Raw genomic sequence first — 23626 nt, forward strand, 5'->3', positions numbered from 1 at the left:
GTGGCCCACTTCGAGTGGACAAAAGTTGCAAAGAACAGCCACACTTATTGGCATGTCGCTACCGCAAGCGGTCCTCAGGCTCGCCAATGACGTTCTCGCCGAAATGAACGACGACGAGCGACTGGCGTTCGCCTATGCGCACGGCCCGGCTCTGACCGGGTTCGGAGAGGACGCCGAGCTGGTATGCGTCTGGGAGGCCGCGACCGTGCCCGCCGACGTCAACGCCGAGGCCGTCCACTTGACCGTCGCGGCGTTCGACGGCTTCCTCGACCGGCTGCGGCACGGCGACGGATGGCAGTACCCCAGGGACGAGCCGCTGCACGTCATGGCCCGGTTCGCCGAGGGCATCCTGCTGGCCGACGACTCGGAGCTCGGTTCGCGGGCGCGCGCCGACGTGACCGAGTTCCCACAGGCCCTCGCCGACGCCTCCCGTGAGGCCGTCGAGCACGAGGCCGAGGCGATCGCCAAGCGGCTCGGCGACGCCGAAGACCACTGGGAGTTGGCCGAGGTGCTCAACGTCGGACTTCACCGGGCCTATGTGGCGCTGTTCGCCGCCAGCGGGCACTTCTTCCCCGGGCGGGAGCACCGGCGCGAATACGTCGAGCGGTACTTCCTCGACGAGGAGGTGCCGGCGGCCGAGACGCAGCTGTGGGCGGCCTTGGAGGCCCCTGCGGGCGAGCGGCCTCGGCTGCTGCCGGAGGCGTGGCGGGCGCTGGCCCGCGCGGTGCTGGCGAGCTGCTTACCAGCGGCCGGTGCGCTGGCGGACGGCTTCGTAGAGCGCGATCGAGCCGGCCGCCGCGGCGTTGAGTGACGAGGCGAAGCCGCCGATCGGGATGCGGACGGTCGCGTCCACCGTTTCCTTCCAGGCCCGCGAAAGGCCGTCGGCCTCGCGGCCGATGACCAGCAGGGACGGCAGCGTCAGGTCGTAGTCGGCGATCTCGATCGGGCCGTGCTCGTCGGTGCCGACCATGCGGATGGGCTCGCCGGCCTGGTCGGCGAGCCAGCAGGCGACGTCGCGCGGTGTGTCGGCGTGGGCGATCCGGGTCGAGAAGATCGAACCGGTGGAGGCGCGCACCGCGCGCGGATCGTACGGGTCGGCGCCGTGGCCGGTGGTCACGACCAGGTGGGCGCCGAAGGCGTCGGCCGAGCGGATGAGCGACCCGAGGTTGCCGGGGCTGCCCGGCCGGTCGAAGACGACGCCGAGGAAATCCGGTCCGGCCTTCAGCTCGCCGAGAGCGGGATCCGGCAGCGCCACGACCACGAGCAGCTCGGGGACGTCCTCGTCCTTCTCGCCGAGCTCGGCCATGAGCTCGCCCGAGAGCGCGTACCGCTCGGCGTCCACGCTCTCGAGGACCCGCTGGGCCCACTGCGAGAGCTCCCGGTCGGCGTTGAACATCACGTCCTTGAGCGTCCAGCGGTGCTCCAGCGCCAGGTCGATCGGCCTGACGCCCTGGACCATGAAGCCCCCGGCCTGGTTGCGCTTCTTCCGGTTGGTCAGCATCGCCTCCCACTGCTGGAATCGCGCGTTTCTGGTGGTCACTCGCAGGTGCTTACGCATTTGCCCCATCTCCCTGGCGACGCCCCGAACATCCATTCTACGTACCGCTTCGACTCGTACACATGCGGTGATCCCGGAGATCCAGCGCACAACGACGCACCCGCTTGCAACCCCGGATCGCATACGGGTAAGCTGGTGCGCGGCCTGGTCGAACGGGCGGAACCGGATGATCGGTTCGCAAAGTTCGCTACGGCCGGGCAGGCGCCCCTAGCTCAACGGATAGAGCATCTGACTACGGATCAGAAGGTTGGGGGTTCGAATCCCTCGGGGCGCGCCAAACAATGAATGTGGGCCGGGTACCAACCCGGCCCACATTCATTTTCCTAGCCCTCCTTCACCAGCTCGCGAAAGTCTTCGACATGGAAGCGGATTCTCCTTCGAGCCGCTGCCGAACCGGAAGGGCTGCCGGATCGGCGAGTACGGCCCGGGAACCATCCTCGCGAAGGAGCGCTGGATCGCCGTCGTCGACTGGTTCATCGGTGCGCAGCGCCGACTCAAGCGAGCCCTCGCCAATACGGATCCGTTCGAGTAGCGCGCCCGATGGCGAGTGGCTCGAATTCGACGGCGTGTAGGCCGACGGGCAGGACGATCGCATCGAGGAGCTGATGCGCGAATATGGAAAGGGTGCGATACGCCCCCAAGTCCCGTCGGTGTGAGAGGTCATCGAGGAGGTTCGGCCGGAACCGGGCGACTCAGCCGTTCGCCTCACCAGGTGCGTAGACGCGCACGTAGTCCACCAGCAATTGCTGCGGGAACTGCGTGGTCGTGTCGGGAGGGCCGGGCACGGTTCCTCCCACGGCCAACTTCAAGTTCAGATAGAACGGCTGATCGAAGACCCATTCGCCCCCGCGAAGGTCGGCCGAGTTCACCTGCGCGTAGGTCTCACCGTCCACCGACCAGGTGATAGTGCCCGGCGACCAGTCGATCGCGAACGTATGGAAGGTGTCCGCGAACGTCTCGCCTTCGGGAAGGCTGTACTCGGCACTGATGGCTTCGTCAACGGAGTAGCCGGGACCGTGGATGACACCGGTGACAGTGTGGGGTTCTGCGCTGATGTGCAAGATGTCGATTTCACCGCAATTCGGCCAATCGACGTCGTCGATATTCTCTCCGAGCATCCAGACCTCGGGCCACAAGCCCTGGCCGAGCGGCATCTTGGCACGGACCTCGAATCGCCCGTACTGCTGGGTGAACGTCTCAGCGGTGGTGAGCTTGCCAGAGGTGTACTCACATGTCCCGTACCAGCATTCGAGGTTCTCGGCGTTGTCGTCGAGGGCGGTGATGGCCAGGCTCCCGTTGCCGTTGTGCGCGACATTCTCGGTGCTGCTGGTGTAATACTGGCGCTCCTCATTGCCCCAACCGGAACCGCCGGTATCGTGCCCCCACTTGGAGGGGTCGGGCGCGCTGCCGGCAGGCCCGTCGAACTCGTCGCTCCAGACCAAGGTCGCCTGGTCCACCGGTATTGCCGACGGCGCGGCCGGGGTCGATTCGGTCTCCGTCTCATCGTCGTTCGGATCCTCTTCGTTGACGAAGAAGATCGAGTAGGCGGGCACCAGCGCCAGTACCGCTGCGACGGCGCTGATCACCGCCCAGATCTGGCCTTTGCTGTGTGCGTGAGAGGTGCGGGGGTGCATTGCATCAGGGTAGTCGATTTTCTCTGCATGGTTGGGCCCCAGTGCATCTGACCGCAAGGCATCCGATGCGGTCGGGCGTCGTGCTGCTCTGCCGGGGCGCTTGTCCCACAGTTCGATCCGGAGTCGGGTGTGGACTCCGGACTGGCTTTCGTGGTTACATGAGTCCATGTCCTCCGCCCCCGGCACCGACTTCGACCGTCCCTGAGCCCCCGTCCCACCCGTAGCGACAGGAACTCCGCCCATCATGATTCTCACCGTCGCCATCATCGCCGTCTACGGCTATGTCATCCTCCTGTCGATTTGGGCTATGCGCGTGCAACGGGTCGCCGCATCCCGATCGCACGCCCACCCGCATCTCGACCACGGCGGCGAACGGCACGTGACCGAGGGGCGGTACACCGCTTCATCGCCTGGGCCGTGTCCTTCTCGCTGTTGGTCCGCCTCATCCAACTCTCGGAGACGACGGCCTGGGTCACGGTGCCGCTGACAGTGGTAGCCGTGCTGGTCACCATATTGCTGATGCTGCAGGTGCTGCGCATGGCCTTCGAGGACCTGACGAGCTTGTTCACGCCGGCGTGGGGCAAGGCGCTCGCGTTCGTACAGCTGGCGGCGGGCCTCGCGATCCTCGCCGACCAGGTACTTCGAGTCGTAATGCTCTTCCTTTAGCGGGGAGCCGGTGTCGCGCTGAACGGGTTCGGTACGCGTTGTCGGGGGTGAGGCGGCGGCGGGAGTGGAGGGTTGCGGCGGCGCCTTTGAGGTCGGACAGGCGGGCGGCGACGATGACGCAGTCGCGCGCGTCAGCGAAGGCCCCGGCTCTGCGCCGCTCGCCGACTGAGAGGGACGAGTGCGACAGGAAGAACGTCACGTCGTACTCCTGCAGCCATCCGGCGAGCTGCTGGGCTGCGGGTTTCTAGCCGCACCGAGACCGGTTCCCTTCCTCGTCTTCAGCGTCGCGAGGACGTCTCGCGCTTGAGCGGGTCGAATCCGAGGAGCTTCTTCCGGCGCTCGTACAGGTCACTGCCGATGGCGTAGAGCGCCTGCCGGTGTTCCGGTTCGTCGGACCACGAGCGGTGCAGGTTGCCGGGCATGAATCTGAGTCCGTTGTCGCGGTGCCGGCACACATAGCCGATGTACTGCGGCGCAAGGTGACGGAACGCCGCTCCTACCCCTTGCAAGGCGTGGGACCACTCGAAGTCAACGGTCAGGCCGTCGATCTCCGCCTCTCCGAGCGGCATCAGGTTCTCCCGCATGTTCGCGGGCTGGACCAGCCGCTCGCGGACGGCACGATCCCAGGCTTCGACGGTCAGCCTGCGAATGTCGGTGTGCATTCCAGCAGCCCATTCGGATCGGTACAGGTAGAGCCGAGGGGAAGCACTCCCGAGCTCGGCGACGTAGCCGAGGACAAGGTGCGGCTCCGGCTGGGCGCGTTCCAGTCAGGCCATCGAGGTGGGCGGGCCGTGGAGGGCCGTCACCTCGATGACTTCGTTTTCGAGGCGTATGCCTCCGATGACGGCGGTTTTGATCATACGGCTCCGCTCCCACATGACGAAGAGTTCATGCGGTTGAAGTGGGTGATCGCCGCGCGGAGCAGTTGCTCACGCGCGGGTTCGGACCATTCGAGTTGCTGGGGGTTGAGCATCATGTAGCCGGGGCGTTCATCGCAGTCGATGTTAACGGCGAGGCCGACATCGCGCGGTTCGGGCTCATCGGTCTGGACGATGACACGGCCGCTGTGCAGGTTGGCCCACAGCCTGACCAACCTTCCGGCCACTGTGGCCTTTCCCCATTCGCGGTCCTCGGTGATGACGGGTGAGTATGAGACTCGCCGGTACACGGTTCCCCCATGGTGATTCCGATAGCGTTGGACACGCGGGGACCGGCTCCACCGATTCCGATCCCCGCGCCGTGTCGGATCAGCTCAACACAACGTAAGCGCAGGTCGGGGGATGTGGAAAGAAGAGAATCCACGACCGTGGAAGAGCGACGGCGCTCATGCTGTCTCGTTTTGAGCCGCTGAAAATGAGACAGCAGAAAACGTTGCAAGAGTGGACTACTCACCGACCGTGTTCGTTCGGCATCATGAGAAGATGGCTACACCTTCTCTGGCGCAATGGCGCATCGGCGTAATCCTTCGAGGACTCCGCGAGGACCGTGGCATGGGCCTCCGGGCTGCGGCAGACATGTTGGGTACCAACAAGGACCGGCTCGACCGCATCGAATCGGCGAAGAATCAGAAGGTAGATCCTGGCACGGTCATCGGCTGGGCCTTCATGTACGGCGCTTCTGAGAGAATCGTCAACGAGCTTCAGGCCTTGGCGAAGCAGACGCGAGACCCCGACGCCAACGGCTGGGAGAACGTCTTCGCAAGCACTCCGAAGTGGTTCCATGCCTTCCTGACGTTGGAGAAGGAAGCGATCTCGATAGATTCCTACGAAGCCGAATTCGTACCAGGTCTCTTGCAGGTTGAGGACTACATGAATGCCGTGGCCGCAACCAACCCGTTCGTAACAACCGCTGACGCAGCAGATGCCAACCGGCTCAAGCTGCTCCGGCAGAACTGGGTCTTCATCCGCCCGCCGGGAAAGCTTGCACAAATGCGATTCATCCTCAACGAGGCAAGTCTCCTGCGTATCCGGAACACGGACTTCTATGACAAGCAGATCGATCGGATCTTGGAGTTGGCAGCCCTGGAGCGAGCCAGCTTCTACGTGTTGCCGCTGGATCAAGGAATCCACCCGTCGATGGCCAGCTCGTTCAACCTGCTGTCGTTCGAGGGACCGTACACTCCCGAAATCCTCTACCTGGAATCACACTACGGAGCTCGATACATCGATGAGCGCAGGTCAGTCGCCCGCGTGCGCGAGGTATTCTCGGACACACTGAGCTATGTCGTGCGTGTCGAGGAGTACCTGAGCAATGTTGAACCATGAATGGCAGAAGTCCAGCCGCAGCCAAACCCAAGGCAACTGCGTTGAGCTGCGCCAAAACCAGATCGCCGTCCAGGTCCGGGACTCCAAGCTCGGCGGCTCCTCCCCGATCCTGAACCTCGACCCGGGCACTTTCACCTCCCTGCTCGAAGACCTCAAGCGCCGCTAGCCGGCTCCCGCCGCCTTCAACACGCCCCAAGCCTCGAGGCTCCGCCTTGCGGCCGTTCGCCCTATGCCCAATGCCGCCCGGCGACCTCTAGCTCGGAGACCCCAGGATGCAAAGGGTGCGGCTCCGCCCGAGAGCTTGCCTTATCCCGTAAAGGCCACCGCCCCACCGCAATACCCGCCAGGCGAACACCAGCGCCGATCTTCCGTTCCCACTCAAGCCGTCTCCGCGTCGTGATGCAGTCGATCCGCCTTCCGGTCCACTCGAACCGGGCCGCGCCCGGGCCCCCTTATTGCCGCAGCTCCCACACGAGCCCGGGTCAGTGATCCCTTCTGGGCCAGCGCCGAAACGCCGCCCTTGATCGGATGCGCGAGAGGTACCGCCGCGGCGCCGTGGTCGCGGACGCCGTCGGCAGCCGGCCGCGACGATCCCCGGCGCCAGCGCATCGACACCGTGAATCCCTGCCGCAGCCCAGGCGACCGCGAGTACGTTCCATCACCAAGCGTCTCAGCACGAACCGGCGAGGGTCCAAGATCAACTTATTCGTCCTAATTCTTCCCTGTCGGGTGCAACCGGTGACCTGTCCCATTGCGTCATGCCATACGAGCCCGGGCAACGGCGCCCGGCTCAGGGATCCTCCTCACCAGGTCGCCGAACTCAATACACCTCTGCGGCCGCAGAACGTCCCCCACTGCTCCACATGGCGCGAAACCAGCCACCAGAAGGAGACGACGTGAAACCCCGAAGGACCACCCGAATCACAGCGGCGGCGCTCGCCGGCACGCTCATCGCGTTGCTCGCGCCCGCCGCCCTCCAAGCAGATCCCGACTCCCCCGAAACCGACACGCTGTCCTCACTCGACTGGCAGCCTTGCGAGGACGCACCCGAAGGCGAAACGGTCGACTGCGCCGTCCTCGAAGTCCCGCTCGACTATGAGCGGCCCTGGCGCGGCACGATCGACATCGCACTCGCACGCCGGTCGGCCACCGACCCCGACCAGCGCATCGGCACCATCGTCTGGAACCCCGGCGGACCCGGCGTTCCCGGCGCCGAAATCACCAAGTTCGTTAACCCGCTCACCGCTGAGGCCGCCGAGCGGTTCGACGTCATCGGCTTCGATCCGCGCGGCGTCGAGTCGAGCACACCGGTCCAGTGCGATGCCGCTCTCGCCGAGAAGGTCGGCGAGTACAGCAGCCCCGAGAACCAGAAGGAGTTCCGGAAGCTGGCGTTCAACAACTTCCGGTACACCAACGACTGCCGATGGAAGACCGGTCCGCTCTACGACCACGTCGACAACCTGCACGTCGTCGAGGACATCGAGCGGATCCGGCGCGCTATCGGCGAAGGCGACCTCAACTTCCTCGGCTACTCATACGGCAGCCTCATGGGCCAGCAGTACGCCGAGCGCTACCCCGAGCACATCCGCACCATGGTCCTGGACGGCAACATGGACCACAGCGTCTCGTCGGCCTGGGAGTTCATGGACTCGCAGACCGCCCCGGTCGAGGAGGCCTTCCACGAGTTCGCCGAATGGTGCGACACCACCCCGGAGTGCGCGCTCCACGGCGAGGGCACCGTCGAGACGTACCTCGAGATCAAGGAGCTGACCCGCGCAGGGGAGCTCACCGATCCGTACACCGGTGAAGTGCTGACCTTCGAGTGGCTGACCGGGTTCTACGCCTACTACACGGTCGACCCGTACATGTGGTCGCTACTGGCCACCGAGTTCCGCGCCATGCTGGACGGCGAGTCCCTCCCGATGCCGATGAACACGGAGCCCGAACTGATCAACGACGCCTACACCCCGATGTGGTGCCAGGACTGGCATTACCCGATCCGGAACCACAAGGAGCTGGAGGGCCTCAAGTCGGATCTCGTCGAGCAGTACCCGGTCGTGGAGTGGAGTCCGTACAACGACACCGCTCTGCTCTGCGCGGGCTATTCGGGGAAGACCACGAACCCACAAGCGCCCCTGGAGATCGAGGGCGCGCCTCCGATGGTCTTCATCGGGACCGTGCACGACGCGGCCACCGTCTACCCGTGGACGGTCGAGGCCGCGGAGCAGGCGGGCGCGAACCTCATCACGTACGAGGGCTGGGGCCACACGATCTACGGCGCGCACTCCGAGTGCGTGAACGAGGCGGTCGACGCCTACCTCATCGGGCTCGACCCGCCCAAAGACGGCTTGAGCTGCCCGGGACTGGAATCGCCGGGCGAGGTCATCGTGCCTGAGGAGCCGAGCACGCTCTCAGCGCTCGACGTCCGCCACCAGCGGCCGGTGCGGCCGCTGTACTGACGGTCCGTTGCGGTGAGGGGCCGGGCGTGGGCGCCCGGCCCCTTGCGGCCCTCGGGTCGACCGCCTCGCGTTAGACTGCAGCCTCGACGACGAGGGGGACCACGATGGACTCATGGGTGGCGATCGACTTCGAGACCGCGAACGGCAGCAGAGCCAGTGCCTGCTCGGTGGCGCTCGTCCGTGTCAGCGAAGGCGAGGAGAAGGAAACGTTCGCCACGCTCATCCGGCCGCCGCAAGGCCATGACCGGTTCGAGGCCCGCAACACCGCCGTCCACGGCATCCGCGAGTCCGATGTGCGGCACGCACCGACCTGGCGGCAGGTGTGGTCGCAGATGCTCGACTTCATCGGCGCCTCGCCGCTCATCGCGCACAACGCGGCCTTCGACACGTCGGTCATCCGCGGCGCCAACGCCGCCACCGGCATTCCGAATCCGACACTGCAGTACGCGTGCACCCTGGTCCTGGCGCGGCAGACCTGGGAATTGGCGTCCTACACGCTCCCGCGAGTCGCCCGCGCGGCCGGGATCGCCTTCGGCGACCACCACCGGGCCGAGGCCGACGCTCGAGCCGCCGCCGGCGTCCTGCTGGCTCAGCAGCGCACGCACGGCGTCAGCACGGTCGACGCCCTGCTGACTTCGGCGGGAGTCCGCTGGGGACGGATCCACTCGCTCGGCTTCGACGGCTGCCGCAGACACTGAGGGCCCGACCGTCGGCAGAACGTCCGCCCCACCTCTGAGCGGCGGAGGCGACGCCGAGTACGGCGACCTAACGCCACGCTCGCCGGCGGCCGACGATGCCAAAAATACGTTGCAGAGCCGCTTCGCCGCTGTGGCAGTATCGACGGATGCTGAAACTCACCGATTTCATCATCGACTGCCCCGACCCGATGAAGCTGGCGGCCTTCTACGCCGAGGTGACGGGCATGGAGGTCAAGCCCGACAGCAACGACCAGTGGGCGGGCATCCGCTTCGGCGAGATCGAGCTGGCATTCTACCGGGTCGAGAACTACAAGCCCCCGACCTGGCCCGGCGACGAGCACCCCAAGCAGTACCACCTCGACTTCGAAGTCGATGAGTTCGAGCCCGAGCAGCAACGCATCCTCAAACTCGGCGCCACGTTCCAGAAGAACTTCATCAACGACGAAGGCTACGGCTGGCAGGTCTACACCGACCCGGTCGGACACCCCTTCTGCCTGTGCCGCAATCGAGGAGTCACCTGGGTCGACGGCAAAGTGATCTGGCCCGGGTAACACGCGGGCCACCGGGCGCAGACCCGCTCGAACCGGTCAGGCGCCGTAGTGGGTCCAGGCCGACCAGCGGTGCGGGTTGCCGGGCGCGGCCTCGCGCAGCTCGTGCATCACCAGGTGCGCGGCCCTCGCCGCGCGGTTCTCGTCGAGCGTTCCGTCCGCTGTGGCCAGTCGCCGGTAGAACCCGGCCGCGAACTGCGCGGCCACATCGTCCTCCACCTGCCACAGCGTGCCGATCACGTGGCGGAACCCGCCGACCTGGCAGGCCGCCGCCAAATGCAGCGCCTCGTCCAGGAGCAACCCGTTCGTGTTCTGGGCGGTGCTGCACGCCGACAGGAACGCCAACCTGGCGTGGTCGAGGTCGAGTCCGGCGAGGTCCTCGACCGTCAAGGGCCGCTCAGCGTGGTCGGCCAGCAGGATCCGGCTCGAGGCCGGGTCCGCCGGATCGGTCGTGGCGTGGCAAGCGAAATGCGCGATCCCGCTGGCCCGCAGCCGTTCCACGACGGCGTCGCGAGTCGCCGCCCGGCCGGTCAGTTCAGAAGCGAACACGTTCGGGAATGCCTCGCGCACCGCCGCCACCTCCGGCTCCACGAACGGCAGGTCCGTGTAGCCGTCCCCCGGCGTCGTCGGCATCGCGACCGCGAACCCCCGCGCCGCTTCCTCCGAGACCCGGCGGCGCGCATAACGCAACTGCCCGATCGTCGGCGTGTACGAGGAGACGACCCGGTCGGCGGTGATGATCGGGTTCTCGCGGCGGTAGTCGCCGGCGGCGTGCAGCGGCAGCAGACTCAGCAGGCCTCCAGGCGCCCACCACATGCGCGGGCAGTCCTCCGGATCCGACGGCCCGAATCCGAGCCGGCCCAGCACCGGCGCGGTCACCGCCTCATGCACCCACGTCAGCACCTCCTCGACCGCGCGCTGCGCCCGCCGCTGGGCCAGCAGTCCAGTGCCGGTGTACAGCTCGCGGATCGCGCCGATATAGGCGTTGACGTTGGCGGCCGCCCTTTCGAAGGTCGCGTACCGCAGCTCCACCCGTTCGATGCCGTCGGGCCGCACGATCAGCGCATAACTGCCCTGGCCGCTGATGCTCAACGCCGCGATCGGGCCCTCGGCGGATTCAGCCAGCAGCTCCTCGACGGGCGGGGCGTCACCGAAGGACTCGAAGCCGCCCAGCGCGCGGATCTCGGCGGTCACGCGCTTGAGCCCCTCGGCGGCACGGTGCCTGCGTTCGGGTTCCAAACCGGACTCGGCCCCGTCGTCCTCCCCGAGCTCGCCCATGATGCGCTCGTACCGGTCGGCCAGCCTCGGCGCCGCCCGCCGCAGCTCTCCCAGATCGGCGCGCGAGGCGATGATCTGGTTGTGCAACACGTTCCGCCCGGCCTCGAGCAGTTGCAGCGCACGGCCGTCGGCGTCGGATCCCGGCTCGGCGAGGGTGAACGCCGTCGCGGCGCAGGTGATGCCGGCGAACCGCGTCAAATGCTTGCGGCGCCGCTCGGACCGAGCGTGCCAGGAGGCCGCCCGCGGCAGCAGCATCACCGCCTTGGCCAGGATCCCCGCCGCCGCCTCCGGTCGCCGCGCCGCGCGTGCCATCCGCGCCGCGTTCTGCGCCAGATGGATCCGCTGGCTCGGCGACACCGACTCGGTCCCGAGGGTCGCGTCGATGTCGGCGATCGCCCGCATCGCGCTGCGCATCGTCTCCGGCCGGACACGGCCCCTGCGCGACTCGACGCGGCAGCGGACCTGTTCGGCCCGGACGATCTCACCGAGCAGGTTCACCCGGTGTATGTCCGGGATATCGACCTCCGCCAGGACCCGGCGCGTCCGGCGCACAAACTCGCCCAGCAGCGTCGCGTCCTCGGCCTCCACGCCCGCGTAGTTCCGCAGGACCAACGGCAAGACCCGCACCCGCCACGGCACCCGGCCCTCCGCCTCGGCGTCCCGCTCGATCCGATCGGCTTCGGCGATGTTCGCCCGCAGCGCCCCCGGGTCCTCCAAGTTCTTGAACCCCTCGAAGAACAGGGACGTCACGCGCTGCTCCAACGGCGTCATCTCCCACTGCGGTCCCTCTTGGATCAACAGGAGCAGGTCGAACATCCCCATCGACTCGTTCAACGCCTGCCCTGCCCGCCGCAGGACCGAGTCCCGCTCGAACAGGTCCGCGGGCTGCACCGAACCGTCACCGCTCATCGAGGTGTCGACCGTCGTGCGGAACCGCCGCGTCAAGGCATGGCCGTCCGCGGCCAGGTCCGGGCGCAGCTCCCGTGCCAGCGTCGAGATCCGCTCGGCGTCAGCGGGGTCGCCGCGATGCAGCCAGCGCCACGACAGCAGCGAACCCAGCAGCTGCGCGACCTGCTGTCGCTGCTCGGCGCTCGGCGCGATCGCCAGCGCCTCCCGCAGCAGTCCGATGCCCTCCTCGAGTGCGGCCGCGTCGCCGCGCTCGAACCGTGCCGCCACCAGACGCGCGAGCATGCTCAGCAGGTCGGCCCGGAGGGACGGAGGCTGGCCGGCGTTGTCGAGGATCTCCCGGAACACGCGCTCGGCGTGCGCCTGATTGGCGGGGTCGTCGAGGTCCCACTCCTCCATTTCGAGGCTCGCGCGCTGGAGCCGCAGGAGGTCCCGCTGGTCGTCGTCGGCGCCGTCCTCGGCCCGCTGAAGTCGGGCCAGCATCGCGTCGCGGTCGGCCCGACTTCGGGTCTCGCTGTAGCGGGCGGCCGCCAAGGTGCTGTCGACCAGCAGCGTCCAGGCGCGGTTCGGGTGGCCCTCCGGTATCGACGCGAGCATGATCGCCAGGCGCTCGTCGAGCTCGTCGAGGACGGTGAAGTCGCCGGTCTCGATGAGCAGGTCCATGGCGAGGTCGCGGACGGCCATGAGGCGCGGCACCAGGTTCGGCGACAGCGCCGGGGTGGGCGCGAGCATACGGCTCCAGATCGCGAGCCGGTCGGCGGTGGTCAGGTCTTGGGAGCGGACGCCCCAGGCTTCCAGCAGCTCCATCGGGTCGGGCATGGTCTCGACCATTGTGGTCAACAGCGCGGACGGGAGGTGCGCGACGTCGTCGGCCAGGAGGAAACACGGCGTGATGGCCTGGACGGCCATCATGGCGTCCTCTTGGGAGTCTTCATCGAGCCGGGATGAGGCGTGGCGCAGCCAGTGGTACCAGCCGAGCGAGGCCATCGCGTCCAAGTCCGGTTGCCGGAGGTCGAGCAGGTCCCTGAGTTCGGCCGCGGCCCGCCGCGGGCCGTCGAGGCGGATCGCACCGACCGTGTCCTGTGTCGCGGTGCGAAGGTACGCGGCGAGTTCGGTTACGCGAGAGGCGTGTTCCACTGATCCACCATACGGTCCTTTCGCGACCGGCGGGGTCCCGCGACCGCCTGCGGTGCAGCCGCGCGGTCGCAGCGTCGGTAGCCTGGAGGCGTCCCCCTGATTTCCCCCGAAAGTGAGCACCGATGGACGGATCGGACGGGCTGCGGCGCAAGCGGCTGCGCTTCCTGTGCGAGAACGCCGACGAGATCCGCGGCGAGCTGCGCGAGCGCGACGCCGAGGACCTGTTCTCGCGCCTGGGCAAGGACGGCGACGACGTGCACGCCGCCGTCGAGGTGATCGGCGACCTGCTGGACCTGCACGCGCTGCCGGGCTGGCGGCCGGCCCAGTCCCGGATCGCGATGGGCGGTCTCCACCGGGTCGAGAGCGGCCGCGCCGACGTGTCGATGGTGTGCCCGCGCAGCGGAGCCGCGCGCTGCTCGCGGTCGCTCGAGTTCGTGCCGGACGAGCACCGGACGCCGCCGCAATGCGCGATCACCGGTGCCGAACTGCGTTGGGACGGCGATGAGCGCCTTGCTGACTGACCTGGTCGGGCGTCTCGGCGAACGCTGGGGGGCGAAGCTGGCGCTGCCGGGGGCCGCGTTCGTCGCGGCACTGCTCGCGGCGGTGGCGCTCGGGCACCGGGACGCGCTCGACGTCGGGATGCTGGCCTCCCGCATCGACGAAATGGCCACGGAGCTGCCCGAGCTGGACGCCGGTAGCGCGATCGTGGCGGCGATCGGTTTCGCCGCCGCCGCGACGGGCGTGGCCTATCTGGCGCAGGCGATCGGTTCGCTGCTGGAGGCGCGCTGGTTCACCGGGCGGAAGGCCAAGCGGCTCGGCCGGGTCCTGCCGATCGACCGGTTGGCGCGGTTGCGCGGCAAGCTGGCGGCGAGCTTCAGCCTGGATCTGGCGACGGTGTGGCCGCCGGTGTGGCTGCACATGCCGGAGTTGAACCGGCAGGAGGTGGTCGCGGCGCGGACGGCGGTGCGCGACGGTGCGACCAGGCTCGGCTGGGGGCTGCTGTATCTGGCCCTGGGTGCCTGGTGGTGGCCGATGGCGCTGGTCGGGGCCGGGCTGCTGCTGGACGGGCGGCGGCGGTGCTGGACGGCCATGGACGACTTCGCCCGGATCGTGGAGGCGTCGGTCCAGGTCCACGCGCTCGAGCTGGCGGTCCGCCTGGGGCTGGCCGAGACCGGCCCGCTGACGCGGTCGCTGGGTTTCCGGATCACGGCCTACCTGCAGGACTACCGCAAGTACGAGTTCATCACCCGCAAGGAGACCGAGCCGTCGGGTGAGCGGTGACCGGCCCCGTTCGGCGTGTCAGTCTTCGGGGCACATGTCGATCGAACCGTACTCGACCTCGGGCAGGTAGATGTCCCATTCCCAGGCGTCGAGCCGGTGCGGGGTCTGCTCGCAGACGGTCCGGTGGAGGTCGCCGTCGAGATGGCCGAGATCGAACTTGGTGATGGTGGCGGCATCGCTGGCTACGATGGTGCGCCCGTCGGGGGCGAAGTCGATCGAGAAGAAGAACAGCGAGAGCGTCAGCGGGAACTCGGCGACGATCTCGTCGCGTTCGACGTCCCAGACGATCAGGCGCGACGACAATCCGACCTCGCCATCTGGGTACTGCTCGTAGACGGCGATGCGGTCGCCGTCCGGTGAGATGGCGAGCGCGGAGGCGACGTAGCCGGTGTCCTTCACCCCGGGCGGTTGCTCCAGCTCGTGGAGCAGCCATTCGACCATCCCGGCGCCGCTCGCCGCGATGAGGGACTGACCGTCGTTGCCGAACCTCAGGTCCGTTGGGATGTCGCCGGGGCCGTGCGGTTCGGCGACCAGTTCGCCGGTCGCGGTGTCCCACAGCCGCGATGCTCCGTGCTGGTCGACGGTCGCGAGCAGCTCCCCGTCAGGGCTGAACGCGAGCGAGTACACCGCCAGCTCGGGGTCCCAGTCGAGTCGGAGCCGCTCCTCGCCGGTTTCGGTGTCCCACAGGACGACCGCGTGGGTCTCGCTGTGGCTGCGGTGCATCACGCCGGAGGTGCCGGTGGCCAGCAGCGTCCCTTCGGCGTTGAAGGTCAGGTCGGTGACCGGGGCGGTGGTGTCGGAGAGGGTGTCGAGAACCTCGCCGGTGCCGGCGTCCCAGATTTCGACGGCCGCCTCGTCGGCATCCAGGCCGGTGGCCACGACCGCGCCTTCGGGGGCAGCGGCGAGCGACAGCCCGGGCCGGTCGGGGTGCTCGGAAGCTGGGGCGCCGTTCTCCCAGGCGCCCCAGACCTGCGTGCCGTCCAAGCCGGTTCCGACGAGGTGGCGGCCGTCGGCGGTGTAGGCCGTCGCCCGCAGGTTCACGTTCGAGTAGAGGCTTTCGAGAGGCCTGGCCAGCTCGAGGCTCCAGCGTTGGACGGGACCGTCGGTCGCGGCGATCACGGTGCTCCCGTCAGGGCTGATCGCCACGTCCTCTATAAGGCCGGTATGCGGGAGGATCTTCAGCAGCCGCCCGCTGACGGTGTCCCAGGCGCCCAGACCCAGATCGCTGTAGGAGGCGATGACCAGGTCGCCGTCGAATGTCGCCACGGCCGGCGCCGAGGCCCCGTGGAGGTGCACCTGCTGGACCGTCTCAGCTCCCGTGTCGTGCTGGACGATGCAGTCGAATGAAGCGCAGTAGAGGATGCTCTGGCCGTCGAACCCGGCCGGGCGCAGCACGTCGATGTAGGAGGCGTCCTCAGTCGGCTTCACCTCGTCGACGGGTTCGCCGGTGGCGGCGTCGAAGGAGCGCACCAGTCCGTCGCCGCTGCCGCCGACCACGATGTTGTCGCCGTCGCGGCTGAACGACAGGGTTCCGGCTTCGGCGCTGGTCGGTATCAGCGCGATCCGCTCCAGGTCGGGCAGGGACCAGACGGTGACGACGCCGTCGGTGCCGGCGGTGGCGAGCCGGGTGGCGTCCGGGGAGTATGCGATCAACTCGGTGCTGTTCGGGGTGCGCGGCTCGGTCACCTCCCCGGTATCGACGTTCCAGACGACGAGCTGGTCCCTGTAGGCTCCGGCCGCGAGGAAGCGGCCGTCGGGGCTGAACTCGAGGTCTTGGATCTGTGAGGACAGTCGCGGCTCGATGGAGCGGGCCGTCCAGTCGTCGGTGCTCCAGTAGGCGACCGAGCCGTCTTGGGCGCCGGAGGCGAAGGCCGTGCCGTCGGGGCTGAAGGCGACGTCGGTGGCGCGGGAGTCGTGGCCATATGCCTGGCCGGTCGCCGGGGCGTCGACGCTGCGGGCCATCGCCGCCCAGGCCGCGTCCGATCCGCTGACCTCCCATGCGGCGGCCGCGAGGAGGCGGGCGCGGCGCGAGTCGGTCAAGAGCGACTCGTCGCTGCGCTCGACGAGCTGATCTGCCAGGCGGTCGTCACGTTCGCCGTCGAGTGCGACCAGACCGTAGACCGCCGTGCCGAACGCCGCGGCGGCGACGAGCGCCAGGACCGAGCACAGCACGATGCCGGCCTGGGTGCGGCGCTCGCGGCCCCGGGCGCGTGCGGCGGACTCGTAGAGGAAGTCCTTGGTCGTTTCGGTGAGTCGCGCGCGGGAGGGCTCGCCGGTGTCGCCGCCGGGCCAGACGGACGCGATGACCTCGGCGAGTTTGGCGCCCCGGTACAGGTGCGAGGGGTCGCGGGCCCTGGCTTCCCAGTGGGCCGCGTCCTCTTCGGCGCGCCGGACCAGGACCGGACGGTCATCAAGGGGTTCGGCGCTCACGGCGTTGCCTCCTCGGTGGCGAGAGCGAGATCGCGGATGTGCAGGAGTGCGGTCTCCATCGACACGATCGCGCTGTACAACTGCGACATAGCGGCGTCAAGGAGCGCCGAGTTGCTTTGGTCGACGGCGTAGACGCAGGCGCGGCTCGCGTCGCCGAGCCCGTTGAGCGCGTCCTGCCAGAGCGAATCGGCCTCAGGGAGCGGGACGGGGAAGAACTCGGCCGCCTCGGCGACGGCCGCTTCCAAGTCGCCGCAGCCTTGGAGCAGGACCGCCTCGTCGGGCTCCTCGCCTTCGAGCACGGCGTCGATGTCCCCGGCCATCGGCTGGACCTCGTCGAGCAGGCCTTCGATCCGCTCCCAGCCGCCGTAGACCCACCATGCCCCGACCAGGAGCCGCCGTTCGGCTTCGGTGAGTTGTGCTTGGGTCGGTTCCCCGAGCAGGGCGGCAGCGCCGGATCCGGTGGACTCCGGCAGCGGCGTCCGATTGACCTCCGAGGCCGACACGGCAGCACCGAATCCGATGGTGACGGCGCTGATCGCCGCCGCGGTCAACCGGGTCCGGAACACCGGCCGCGAGGTACCGCGGCGGAGCGGCCTGGGGCGTCGACGGTGCAACATCCAGGAGATCGCACCTGTCAACGCCGCAATCGCGACGGCGACGGCGAACGCGACGGCGGTGACCGTCTCGGCCATCAAGGATTGGGCTTCCCAGGCGTACCAGGCGTACTCGGGATCGCATTGCGACCTGGTGACTCCGATGGCGTCGATGCAGCCGTCGACGGCGCGCACTGCCACGGACCCGACCAGTCCGAGCGCGACCGCGATCTGGGCTGGGATGATCGCCGAGACGAGCCGGTAGCGGCCCGACAGGGCGACGCCGGTCACGGCGGCGACGAAGGCTCCGATGAGGACCGCGATGGCGGCCGCGACCGTGAAGACGGTGATCTCGGCGATTCTCGGAGCCGTGTTCATGGGGCTCCACTGCTGTACCCAGGCGACGGCGGCGATCGCGAGCGCCAGCGCGGTCGCCCCGCCGGCCATCCCGGCGCCGAGCAGCCGCCGCAGCGGCGGCAGTTGGGCCCTGGCTTCGCCGCGCTCACGCGTGACCCACAGCGGCACGGCGGTGTCGGGGCCGATCGCCCATGCCGCCAGCGGCACGGCGACGGCGGCCGCGACGCCGATCCACAGCAGCGGCTCGCTGAACATCGCGACCAGCGGGGCGACCAGCACACCGAAGACCGTTTCAGCCCAGGGCTGGTCGACCGCGGAGGCGTAGTCGGGGTCGAGTCGGTAGCCGTCGAAGACGGCTCCGGGGTCGAACCGGAAGCCGCTCGCCCAGCTGGCACCGTGCCCGGACCACCACATCAGCGCCGCCGTCACGGCGACCCACGCGCCGGTGAGGACCAGGCCCGACACCGGCAGAACCGAGCGTCCCCGCCACCGGCCGACCCACAGCCGCGAGCACTGCATCGTCCACCAGCAGAACAGGACGCCGATCGCGAAGGGGAGCACCAGCAGCACCGGCCGGGCGGGGAGCCATCCGGGATCGATGCTGCGTTGGAGGAGCAGCTCGCCGACGACCATGCCCGCCCCGAGCCACGCGCCCGAAGTGACACCGGAGGTCGCGTCCGCGCGGTGCACGGCCGACCAGGCTGCGGCACGCCACAGCGCGAGGCCGACCACGGCCGTCACCAGGGCCGCGGCGATGAGGGTGGGGACGACGGCGAGCGCGTACGGGCCCATCGACGACCACGGCAGGGCCCGGCCGGACTGGTCGGCGACGAGCACGGCGGCGACGCCGGTGGTGAACACCAGCGCCGGGTCGATCCTGAACAGTTCGGCGGGCCGTTCGAGCGCCTCCCGCCGCGCTCGCGGACTCGGGTGGGTGTGCCAGAGGGCCGCCAGGGCTCGCAGGAGGCGGCGCCGGTCGGGCGCGCGCCGGATGATGCGATCGAACACCGGGCGCAGGAGCGCGCCGTTGCGGGCGGCGGCGCGGTCGGCGTAGATCTCGCGGCTGCGCAGCACTTCGGAGCGGGCGAAGTGGACGATCATGACGGCGACCGCCGGCAGCGCGAGCCCACGGATCGAGTGGATGAGCTCGACCTCGAACGCCCATGAAGAGCGGAGTCCGACGATGTCGACGGCCTCCTGCACGGCGAACGGCAGCACGACCAGGAAGACGAAGGATCGCCACATCGCGACGGTCAGGTACGTGACGGTGATGTCGCGTCCGGCGATGTGCGCGAACTCGTGCAGCACGATCGCTTCAAAGGTCTCCGGCTGCCGGGATCGCAGCGCGGTCAGTCCCTTGTCGAGTCGCAGCACCGGGCGCCGGTCGCTGCCGTAGACGATCGCGTTCGCGGAATTGGTGCGCCGCTCGTCGACCACGACCTTCGGCATGCGGTCGAGACCGGACCGCTCGAGCAGTCGGTCCAGGTGCGCCGCCACCGCTTCATCGGGGTCGGCGAACCGGACGCGACCCCGCCAGGCGCGCCAGCGCGGCAACGCGAGGAACAGCGCGAGTGTCGATGCGGCCAGCAGTAAGGGCCAGGCCGCGATCAGCCAGGCCGGGGACTCGGCCCCGTATCGGGCGAGGCACTCGTCCAAGGGCTCGAAGTTCGGACTCACGGTTTGGACCACGTTCATCGCGGAGATGTCGCCGGGGACGAGTCCGGCGGCCGCGTAGCAGCCCCAGGCCTGGCTGTCGTCGAAGCGGATCGTGGTCGCCAGTCCGGCGGTGACGGCGACCATGAGGACCATCATCTGGACGAAGCGGACGGTGGTGCCCGAGACCATGGTGCGCTCGTCGACCGGCGCGGGCGACCGCCGCGCGTTCATGTGCCTTTGGAGCGGGTGGTCAGGGCCGCTTCGACCACGCCTGCGATCGCCTGGACCTCGTCGTCGCCTCGCCCGGAGTCGGCGAAGGCCTCGACCACGGCGGCTCGGGCGAGCGCGATCTCCTCGGCGGTCGGCTGCGGCAAGGTGATGCGGCGCCCGCGTTTGAAGAGCTTTCGCCACCAGGCGCGACCGCGGTCGGCGGCTTCCTCGGCGGCCTCTTCGGCGAGTTTCTCGGCGAACTTCTGCAGCACCAGCCACACCACGGGAGTGACCAGGGCGATGACTTCGCCGAGGCCGAAGCCGAGCGGTTCTCGTCGGGATCGGCGCTGGAGCCGGCGCAGGGCCGTCTCGTCGTCGTACCGTTCGAGTTCCTCGAGGATCGGCAGTTCCTCGGGGGCGGTCGCGGCGACGACGTCGCGGACGATGGAGCGCACCGCCCAGCGCTCGTCGGGTTCGGCGGCCGGGTCGGTTCGGGGATCGCTCAAGTGGACTCCAGGGAGGCGATGGAACGGCGCTGAGCGCAGGGGCACATCGGTGTTGGAGACCTCGAATGCTACCGGCGCGGCCCGTCCGGTGCGTTCCCCGAATCCGCTTCTGTCGGGATTCGGACAGCGGCGGGTCGCCGTCTCAGGACTCGGTGCCGCGGACGGTCTTCCAGATCCGTTCGGGCAGGACTTCAAAGGCGTCGTCGATGTCGACGCCGGGCATGCCGGCGAGCCAGCGCGTGACCGTCTCGATGATCGGGCCGGTCATGAGGCATTCGAGGAGTCCTTGCGGCAGTGACGCGATGCGTCCGGCGGCGATGTGCGGGCCGAACCAGTCTTTGACCGCCTCGTATCCGGTGGCGGTCGCGTCGTACACCTGCCCGGTGCGCAGCAGGAGCCGCCCGGTGAACGGCATCGCGAGCATGAAGTGCGCCTTGTCGCGATGGTCGACGCACCAGCGCAGATAGGCGGTCACGAGGGCGCGGACGCCGGCTTCGGCGCCGGTGTGGGGGCGGAGGGCGGCGGCGAGGGCTTCGACGAGTTCGCGGCTGCAGCGCCCGTAGAGGGCGGTGGCGAGACCGTCGAAGCTGCCGAAGTGGTGGTAGAGGCTGCCGACGCTCACGCCGCTGGTCTCGACGACCGCGGTCATGGTGAACGCCTCGGGTCCGCGCTCGGCGTAGAGGTCCATGGCGGCGTTCAGGAGTCGTTCGGCGGTCGCCTTCCCGCGCGGCTGCTTCCTCAGGACCATCGCGCCTGGCCTCGGCGCGCCGTGGCGGTAGACCGAAGTGGATCGAATCGCCTATATTCTAGAGACATCTTCTAGAAACTTACTCGGTTCACGTGCGACCGATCGGCTGCCCCCGAGCGTCAACGGAGAACACTTTGCCCTCTCGCGATACCTTCCGACTGCGGCGGCAGGCGGCCGACGACACCGAGGCCACCGCGTTCGAACCGGTCGGCGCGGGGTTCACCGGCGGGCCCGACGAGGCCGCGTCGGGCCGGCGCCGCCTGTTCCTCATCGGTCTCTGCACGGTTTCGCTGGTGATGGCCTTCGTCGTCGCCGGGCTGGCCGCGTACGGGCGCGATGCCGCCGGCGCGGTGGCCGGCGACTGCCTCTACGACGCGGGCGCTTCGGTGATCGCCCCCTGGGACGAGTGGCGGCTGCAGCCGTGCGCGCTGCCGGCGCCGTCCGGTGAGGGGCGCCGGGTGGTGCTGCGCGTGGAGACCACGGCCGACCCCGACGAGTGCGCCGAGGAACTCCCGTCCTGGAACGACGAGCGCGACACCGCGATCGTGGTCGACTCCGGCGACGCGGCGGTGCTGTTGTGCACCACGCCCCTCGGCTGAGGGGGGACCGCGATGGTGGGGGCGGGGGCGGGCACTGCCCGCCCCCGCGAGCCTACGGGCGGTCCAGTGTGGTCCTGGTGCCCTTGATGAGCAGCCAGAAGATGATCACGATCTCGCCGAGGAAGGTGTAGAGGGCCATTTCGAAGTCGTAGCCGGGGACCAGGACGGCGCCGAAGCCGTCGAAGGCGTACCCGAGACCGGCGATGACGACCAGGACGCCGATGACCTTCGGCACGTATCCGCTCCGGTGGCAGAGCCATCCGAGCACCACCAGGTGCGCGCTGAAGCAGATCAGACCGATGCTCCAGGTGGTGGTGAACGCGTCGGTCGCGGCCAGCACCGCCTCCGGATCGTCGAGTCGCTCGGGCACCGAGGCCAGGTGGGCGATGGCGACGAAGAAGCCGGCCGCGTAGGCGATTCTGAACCAGGCCGCGGTCGCCGAGACGGTCCGGTTCACCGGCTCGAACAACGAGAACAGGGCGGCGGCGACGATGACGTCCAGGATCGACACGATCACCAGTGCGGCCACGCCCCAGCGGAAGAGGGTTTCGGCGTCGGCGATGTCGGCGGCGGTGCGGGCCGCGTCGCCGGGCGTGATGAGCGATGCGATGACCGCGAAGTTGGCGAACATGCCGAGGACCGCCATGAGGACCAGGGCGATGCCCGCGGTGAGACTGGCCGATCGCAGGGACCGGCCCGGGGTCGTGACGTTGACCATGAGGAACTCGATTCGGGTGGGAATGATGAGACGACTTCAATGTAAGTTGCGCTTGACTTGATGTCAAGTCTGCTTGACTTACGAGATAAGCCTGACGTTGCCGACCTGCAAGCGGACCCTGGCCCGTGCCGGAAACTGTGGCGGCAATCATGTCCCTGCGCCGATCCGGCGCTGAGCTGCGCGGCGAGCGGCTCCGCGAGCCCGGGCCGGGATCCCTCTGGAACCAGAGGAACCCCGTGATGCCAAGCGCCCCAATGAATGGGAGCGCTACCCCTACAATCGGTCCGACGGACGGTCCCATTGGAGGCGCAGATGACGGCACAGCCCGCGGTCAGCCTGGTGATGGCGACCTGCGACAAGCGCGAATACCTCGCGCTCACCCTCGAATCGCTGCTCACCCAGACCTACCGGCACTTCGAGGTCGTGCTGTGCGACGACGGGACCGCCGGAGGCGTCGACGACGTCGTCGACCCCTTCCGCGACCGGCTCGACATCACCGTCACCGTCCAGGAGAACCGAGGACGCGCCGCGGCCCGCAACGCCGCGCTCGAACGCGCCTCAGGCGACCTCGTCGTCTTCATCGACGACGACCGCATGGCCGCGCCCGGCTTCGTCGCCCGGCACGTCGAGGCCGCGCGCGGCGGCGCCGAAGGCGTCATCGGCTGGAAGCGGCGCGCTCTGACCTGGTGGCGGCCCGGCATGCTCGCGCTCAGCGAGGACGACCTGTTCCGCCTGGCCCGCCGCGTCGGCGTCGTCGAGCGGCTGCGCGAACCGATCCGGCTGCTCGAACCCGGCGCGCTCTCGGCCGACCCGACCGACGCGCTCGCCGCCGTCGCGCTCGGCGACGAACCGGGCAACGACCACGCGGTCATCGAGTGCTACGGCACTCGCCTGACCGGATTCCGGTTCGACTGGGCGCTGGCGACGACGGCGAACCTCTCGGTCCCGCGCGAGGCGGTCGCGAAGACCGGCGGCTTCGACGAGACCTACACCGGCTGGGGCGTCGAGGACATCGACCTCGCCTACCGCCTCCACCGGCTCGGCGTGCGGTTCGCCGTCAGCCCCGAGGCGGTCAACTACCACCAGATCCACCCCCTCGCGGACCCGGACCCCGAGGTGGCGCGGCGCCTCATGCGCGCCCAGCACCTGCGGAACCTCGACCACTTCTGCCGCAGGCACCGCTCCCTGGAGGCCTACCTGTACCGGCGGCGGTGGGAGCACGCCATGACCCTGGCCGAAGCCGACCAGCTGCTGAAGCTCGTCGAACGCGAATCCAACCCGGCCCTGCGACGCGAGCTCGAAGCGCTTTACGCCGAACGGTGACGGTGGTGCGGGCGGCGTCGGGTCCCGATGGGTCCCGACGCCGCCTTTCTGCGGGCA

Annotated in this window: 21 protein-coding genes and 1 tRNA gene; 12 read left to right on the plus strand and 10 right to left on the minus strand. The window is 68.9% G+C overall.

Annotated features, from left to right (window positions below):
- The first annotated feature begins 52 nt into the window (after positions 1 to 52).
- A complete protein-coding gene (locus ACYVL2_RS15775; protein WP_460545023.1) occupies positions 53 to 811 on the plus strand; it encodes a hypothetical protein in 759 nt (252 codons plus the stop codon).
- Here ACYVL2_RS15775 and ACYVL2_RS15780 read toward each other — a convergent pair.
- A complete protein-coding gene (locus tag ACYVL2_RS15780) occupies positions 740 to 1558 on the minus strand; it encodes an RNA methyltransferase (protein ID WP_460545025.1) in 819 nt (272 codons plus the stop codon). The two genes, ACYVL2_RS15775 and ACYVL2_RS15780, sit on opposite strands and share 72 nt — an antisense overlap.
- 201 nt (positions 1559 to 1759) lie before the next feature.
- Between ACYVL2_RS15780 and ACYVL2_RS15785 the strand changes: the two genes are divergently transcribed.
- Positions 1760 to 1835 (plus strand) — tRNA-Arg (locus tag ACYVL2_RS15785).
- A gap of 415 nt (positions 1836 to 2250) precedes the next feature.
- Here the strand turns inward: ACYVL2_RS15785 and ACYVL2_RS15790 are convergent.
- Positions 2251 to 3192: a glycoside hydrolase family 16 protein gene (locus ACYVL2_RS15790; protein WP_460545027.1), complete on the minus strand. Its 942-nt coding sequence runs from the start codon at positions 3190 to 3192 to the stop codon at positions 2251 to 2253.
- A 417-nt stretch (positions 3193 to 3609) separates the two neighbouring features.
- Here ACYVL2_RS15790 and ACYVL2_RS15795 point away from each other — a divergent pair, with 417 nt between their 5' ends.
- A complete protein-coding gene (locus tag ACYVL2_RS15795; RefSeq protein ID WP_460545029.1) occupies positions 3610 to 3858 on the plus strand; it encodes a hypothetical protein in 249 nt (82 codons plus the stop codon).
- 278 nt (positions 3859 to 4136) lie between these two features.
- Here ACYVL2_RS15795 and ACYVL2_RS15800 read toward each other — a convergent pair whose 3' ends face one another.
- Together ACYVL2_RS15800 and ACYVL2_RS15805 are read right to left on the minus strand one after the other, a co-directional pair.
- On the minus strand, positions 4137 to 4520 hold the full coding sequence (locus ACYVL2_RS15800) for a hypothetical protein (RefSeq protein WP_460545031.1): 384 nt from the start codon (positions 4518 to 4520) through the stop codon (positions 4137 to 4139).
- Between the two features lie 194 nt (positions 4521 to 4714).
- Positions 4715 to 4963: a hypothetical protein gene (locus ACYVL2_RS15805; protein ID WP_460545033.1), complete on the minus strand. Its 249-nt coding sequence runs from the start codon at positions 4961 to 4963 to the stop codon at positions 4715 to 4717.
- A 274-nt stretch (positions 4964 to 5237) separates the two neighbouring features.
- On the opposite strand from ACYVL2_RS15805, the gene ACYVL2_RS15810 reads away from it, so the two are divergent.
- The 5 genes from ACYVL2_RS15810 to ACYVL2_RS15830 all read left to right on the plus strand — a co-directional run bounded on the left by ACYVL2_RS15810 (position 5238) and on the right by ACYVL2_RS15830 (position 9830).
- On the plus strand, positions 5238 to 6122 hold the full coding sequence (locus ACYVL2_RS15810; protein WP_460545035.1) for a helix-turn-helix domain-containing protein: 885 nt from the start codon (positions 5238 to 5240) through the stop codon (positions 6120 to 6122).
- Entirely contained in the window at positions 6109 to 6288 is a 180-nt protein-coding gene (locus tag ACYVL2_RS15815; protein WP_460545038.1) for a DUF397 domain-containing protein, read from the plus strand. Before ACYVL2_RS15810 ends, ACYVL2_RS15815 begins: the two co-directional genes overlap by 14 nt.
- A 730-nt stretch (positions 6289 to 7018) precedes the next feature.
- Positions 7019 to 8581 carry an alpha/beta hydrolase gene (locus ACYVL2_RS15820; RefSeq protein ID WP_460545040.1) on the plus strand — a complete coding sequence of 521 codons (1563 nt, stop codon included), beginning with the start codon at positions 7019 to 7021 and terminating at the stop codon, positions 8579 to 8581.
- A gap of 104 nt (positions 8582 to 8685) precedes the next feature.
- Positions 8686 to 9279, plus strand: a complete 594-nt coding sequence (locus tag ACYVL2_RS15825) for a 3'-5' exonuclease (protein ID WP_460545042.1) — start codon at positions 8686 to 8688, stop codon at positions 9277 to 9279.
- Between the two features lie 146 nt (positions 9280 to 9425).
- Entirely contained in the window at positions 9426 to 9830 is a 405-nt protein-coding gene (locus ACYVL2_RS15830; RefSeq protein ID WP_460545044.1) for a VOC family protein, read from the plus strand.
- A gap of 36 nt (positions 9831 to 9866) precedes the next feature.
- Here the strand turns inward: ACYVL2_RS15830 and ACYVL2_RS15835 are convergent, their stop codons facing one another.
- A complete protein-coding gene (locus ACYVL2_RS15835) occupies positions 9867 to 13148 on the minus strand; it encodes a CHAT domain-containing protein (protein ID WP_460545046.1) in 3282 nt (1093 codons plus the stop codon).
- Between the two features lie 122 nt (positions 13149 to 13270).
- Here ACYVL2_RS15835 and ACYVL2_RS15840 point away from each other — a divergent pair, with 122 nt between their 5' ends.
- Together ACYVL2_RS15840 and ACYVL2_RS15845 are read left to right on the plus strand one after the other, a co-directional pair.
- Positions 13271 to 13669, plus strand: a complete 399-nt coding sequence (locus tag ACYVL2_RS15840) for a hypothetical protein (RefSeq protein ID WP_460545048.1) — start codon at positions 13271 to 13273, stop codon at positions 13667 to 13669.
- The gene (locus ACYVL2_RS15845; RefSeq protein WP_460545049.1) at positions 13650 to 14429 is read left to right on the plus strand and encodes a hypothetical protein; all 780 of its coding nucleotides are present in this window, start codon (positions 13650 to 13652) and stop codon (positions 14427 to 14429) included. The genes ACYVL2_RS15840 and ACYVL2_RS15845 overlap by 20 nt, the downstream gene beginning before the upstream one ends.
- An 18-nt stretch (positions 14430 to 14447) precedes the next feature.
- Here the strand turns inward: ACYVL2_RS15845 and ACYVL2_RS15850 are convergent, their stop codons facing one another.
- The 4 genes from ACYVL2_RS15850 to ACYVL2_RS15865 form a co-directional block, all read right to left on the minus strand.
- Positions 14448 to 16859 carry a WD40 repeat domain-containing protein gene (locus ACYVL2_RS15850; RefSeq protein ID WP_460545051.1) on the minus strand — a complete coding sequence of 804 codons (2412 nt, stop codon included), beginning with the start codon at positions 16857 to 16859 and terminating at the stop codon, positions 14448 to 14450.
- Complete coding sequence (locus ACYVL2_RS15855; protein WP_460545053.1) at positions 16856 to 19696, minus strand: M48 family metalloprotease; 2841 nt, start codon at positions 19694 to 19696, stop codon at positions 16856 to 16858. The genes ACYVL2_RS15850 and ACYVL2_RS15855 overlap by 4 nt, the downstream gene beginning before the upstream one ends.
- Positions 19693 to 20181: a hypothetical protein gene (locus tag ACYVL2_RS15860; RefSeq protein WP_460545056.1), complete on the minus strand. Its 489-nt coding sequence runs from the start codon at positions 20179 to 20181 to the stop codon at positions 19693 to 19695. Before ACYVL2_RS15860 ends, ACYVL2_RS15855 begins: the two co-directional genes overlap by 4 nt.
- 142 nt (positions 20182 to 20323) lie before the next feature.
- Complete coding sequence (locus ACYVL2_RS15865) at positions 20324 to 20929, minus strand: TetR/AcrR family transcriptional regulator (protein ID WP_460545058.1); 606 nt, start codon at positions 20927 to 20929, stop codon at positions 20324 to 20326.
- Positions 20930 to 21063: 134 nt separating this feature from the next.
- Between ACYVL2_RS15865 and ACYVL2_RS15870 the strand changes: the two genes are divergently transcribed.
- Complete coding sequence (locus tag ACYVL2_RS15870) at positions 21064 to 21528, plus strand: hypothetical protein (RefSeq protein ID WP_460545060.1); 465 nt, start codon at positions 21064 to 21066, stop codon at positions 21526 to 21528.
- 52 nt (positions 21529 to 21580) lie between these two features.
- Here ACYVL2_RS15870 and ACYVL2_RS15875 read toward each other — a convergent pair whose 3' ends face one another.
- Entirely contained in the window at positions 21581 to 22246 is a 666-nt protein-coding gene (locus ACYVL2_RS15875; protein ID WP_460545063.1) for a DUF4386 domain-containing protein, read from the minus strand.
- Positions 22247 to 22558: 312 nt separating this feature from the next.
- Here ACYVL2_RS15875 and ACYVL2_RS15880 point away from each other — a divergent pair, with 312 nt between their 5' ends.
- Complete coding sequence (locus ACYVL2_RS15880) at positions 22559 to 23569, plus strand: glycosyltransferase family 2 protein (RefSeq protein WP_460545065.1); 1011 nt, start codon at positions 22559 to 22561, stop codon at positions 23567 to 23569.
- The last annotated feature ends 57 nt before the right edge of the window (positions 23570 to 23626 follow it).

This window comes from Glycomyces halotolerans, from assembly GCF_054779575.1.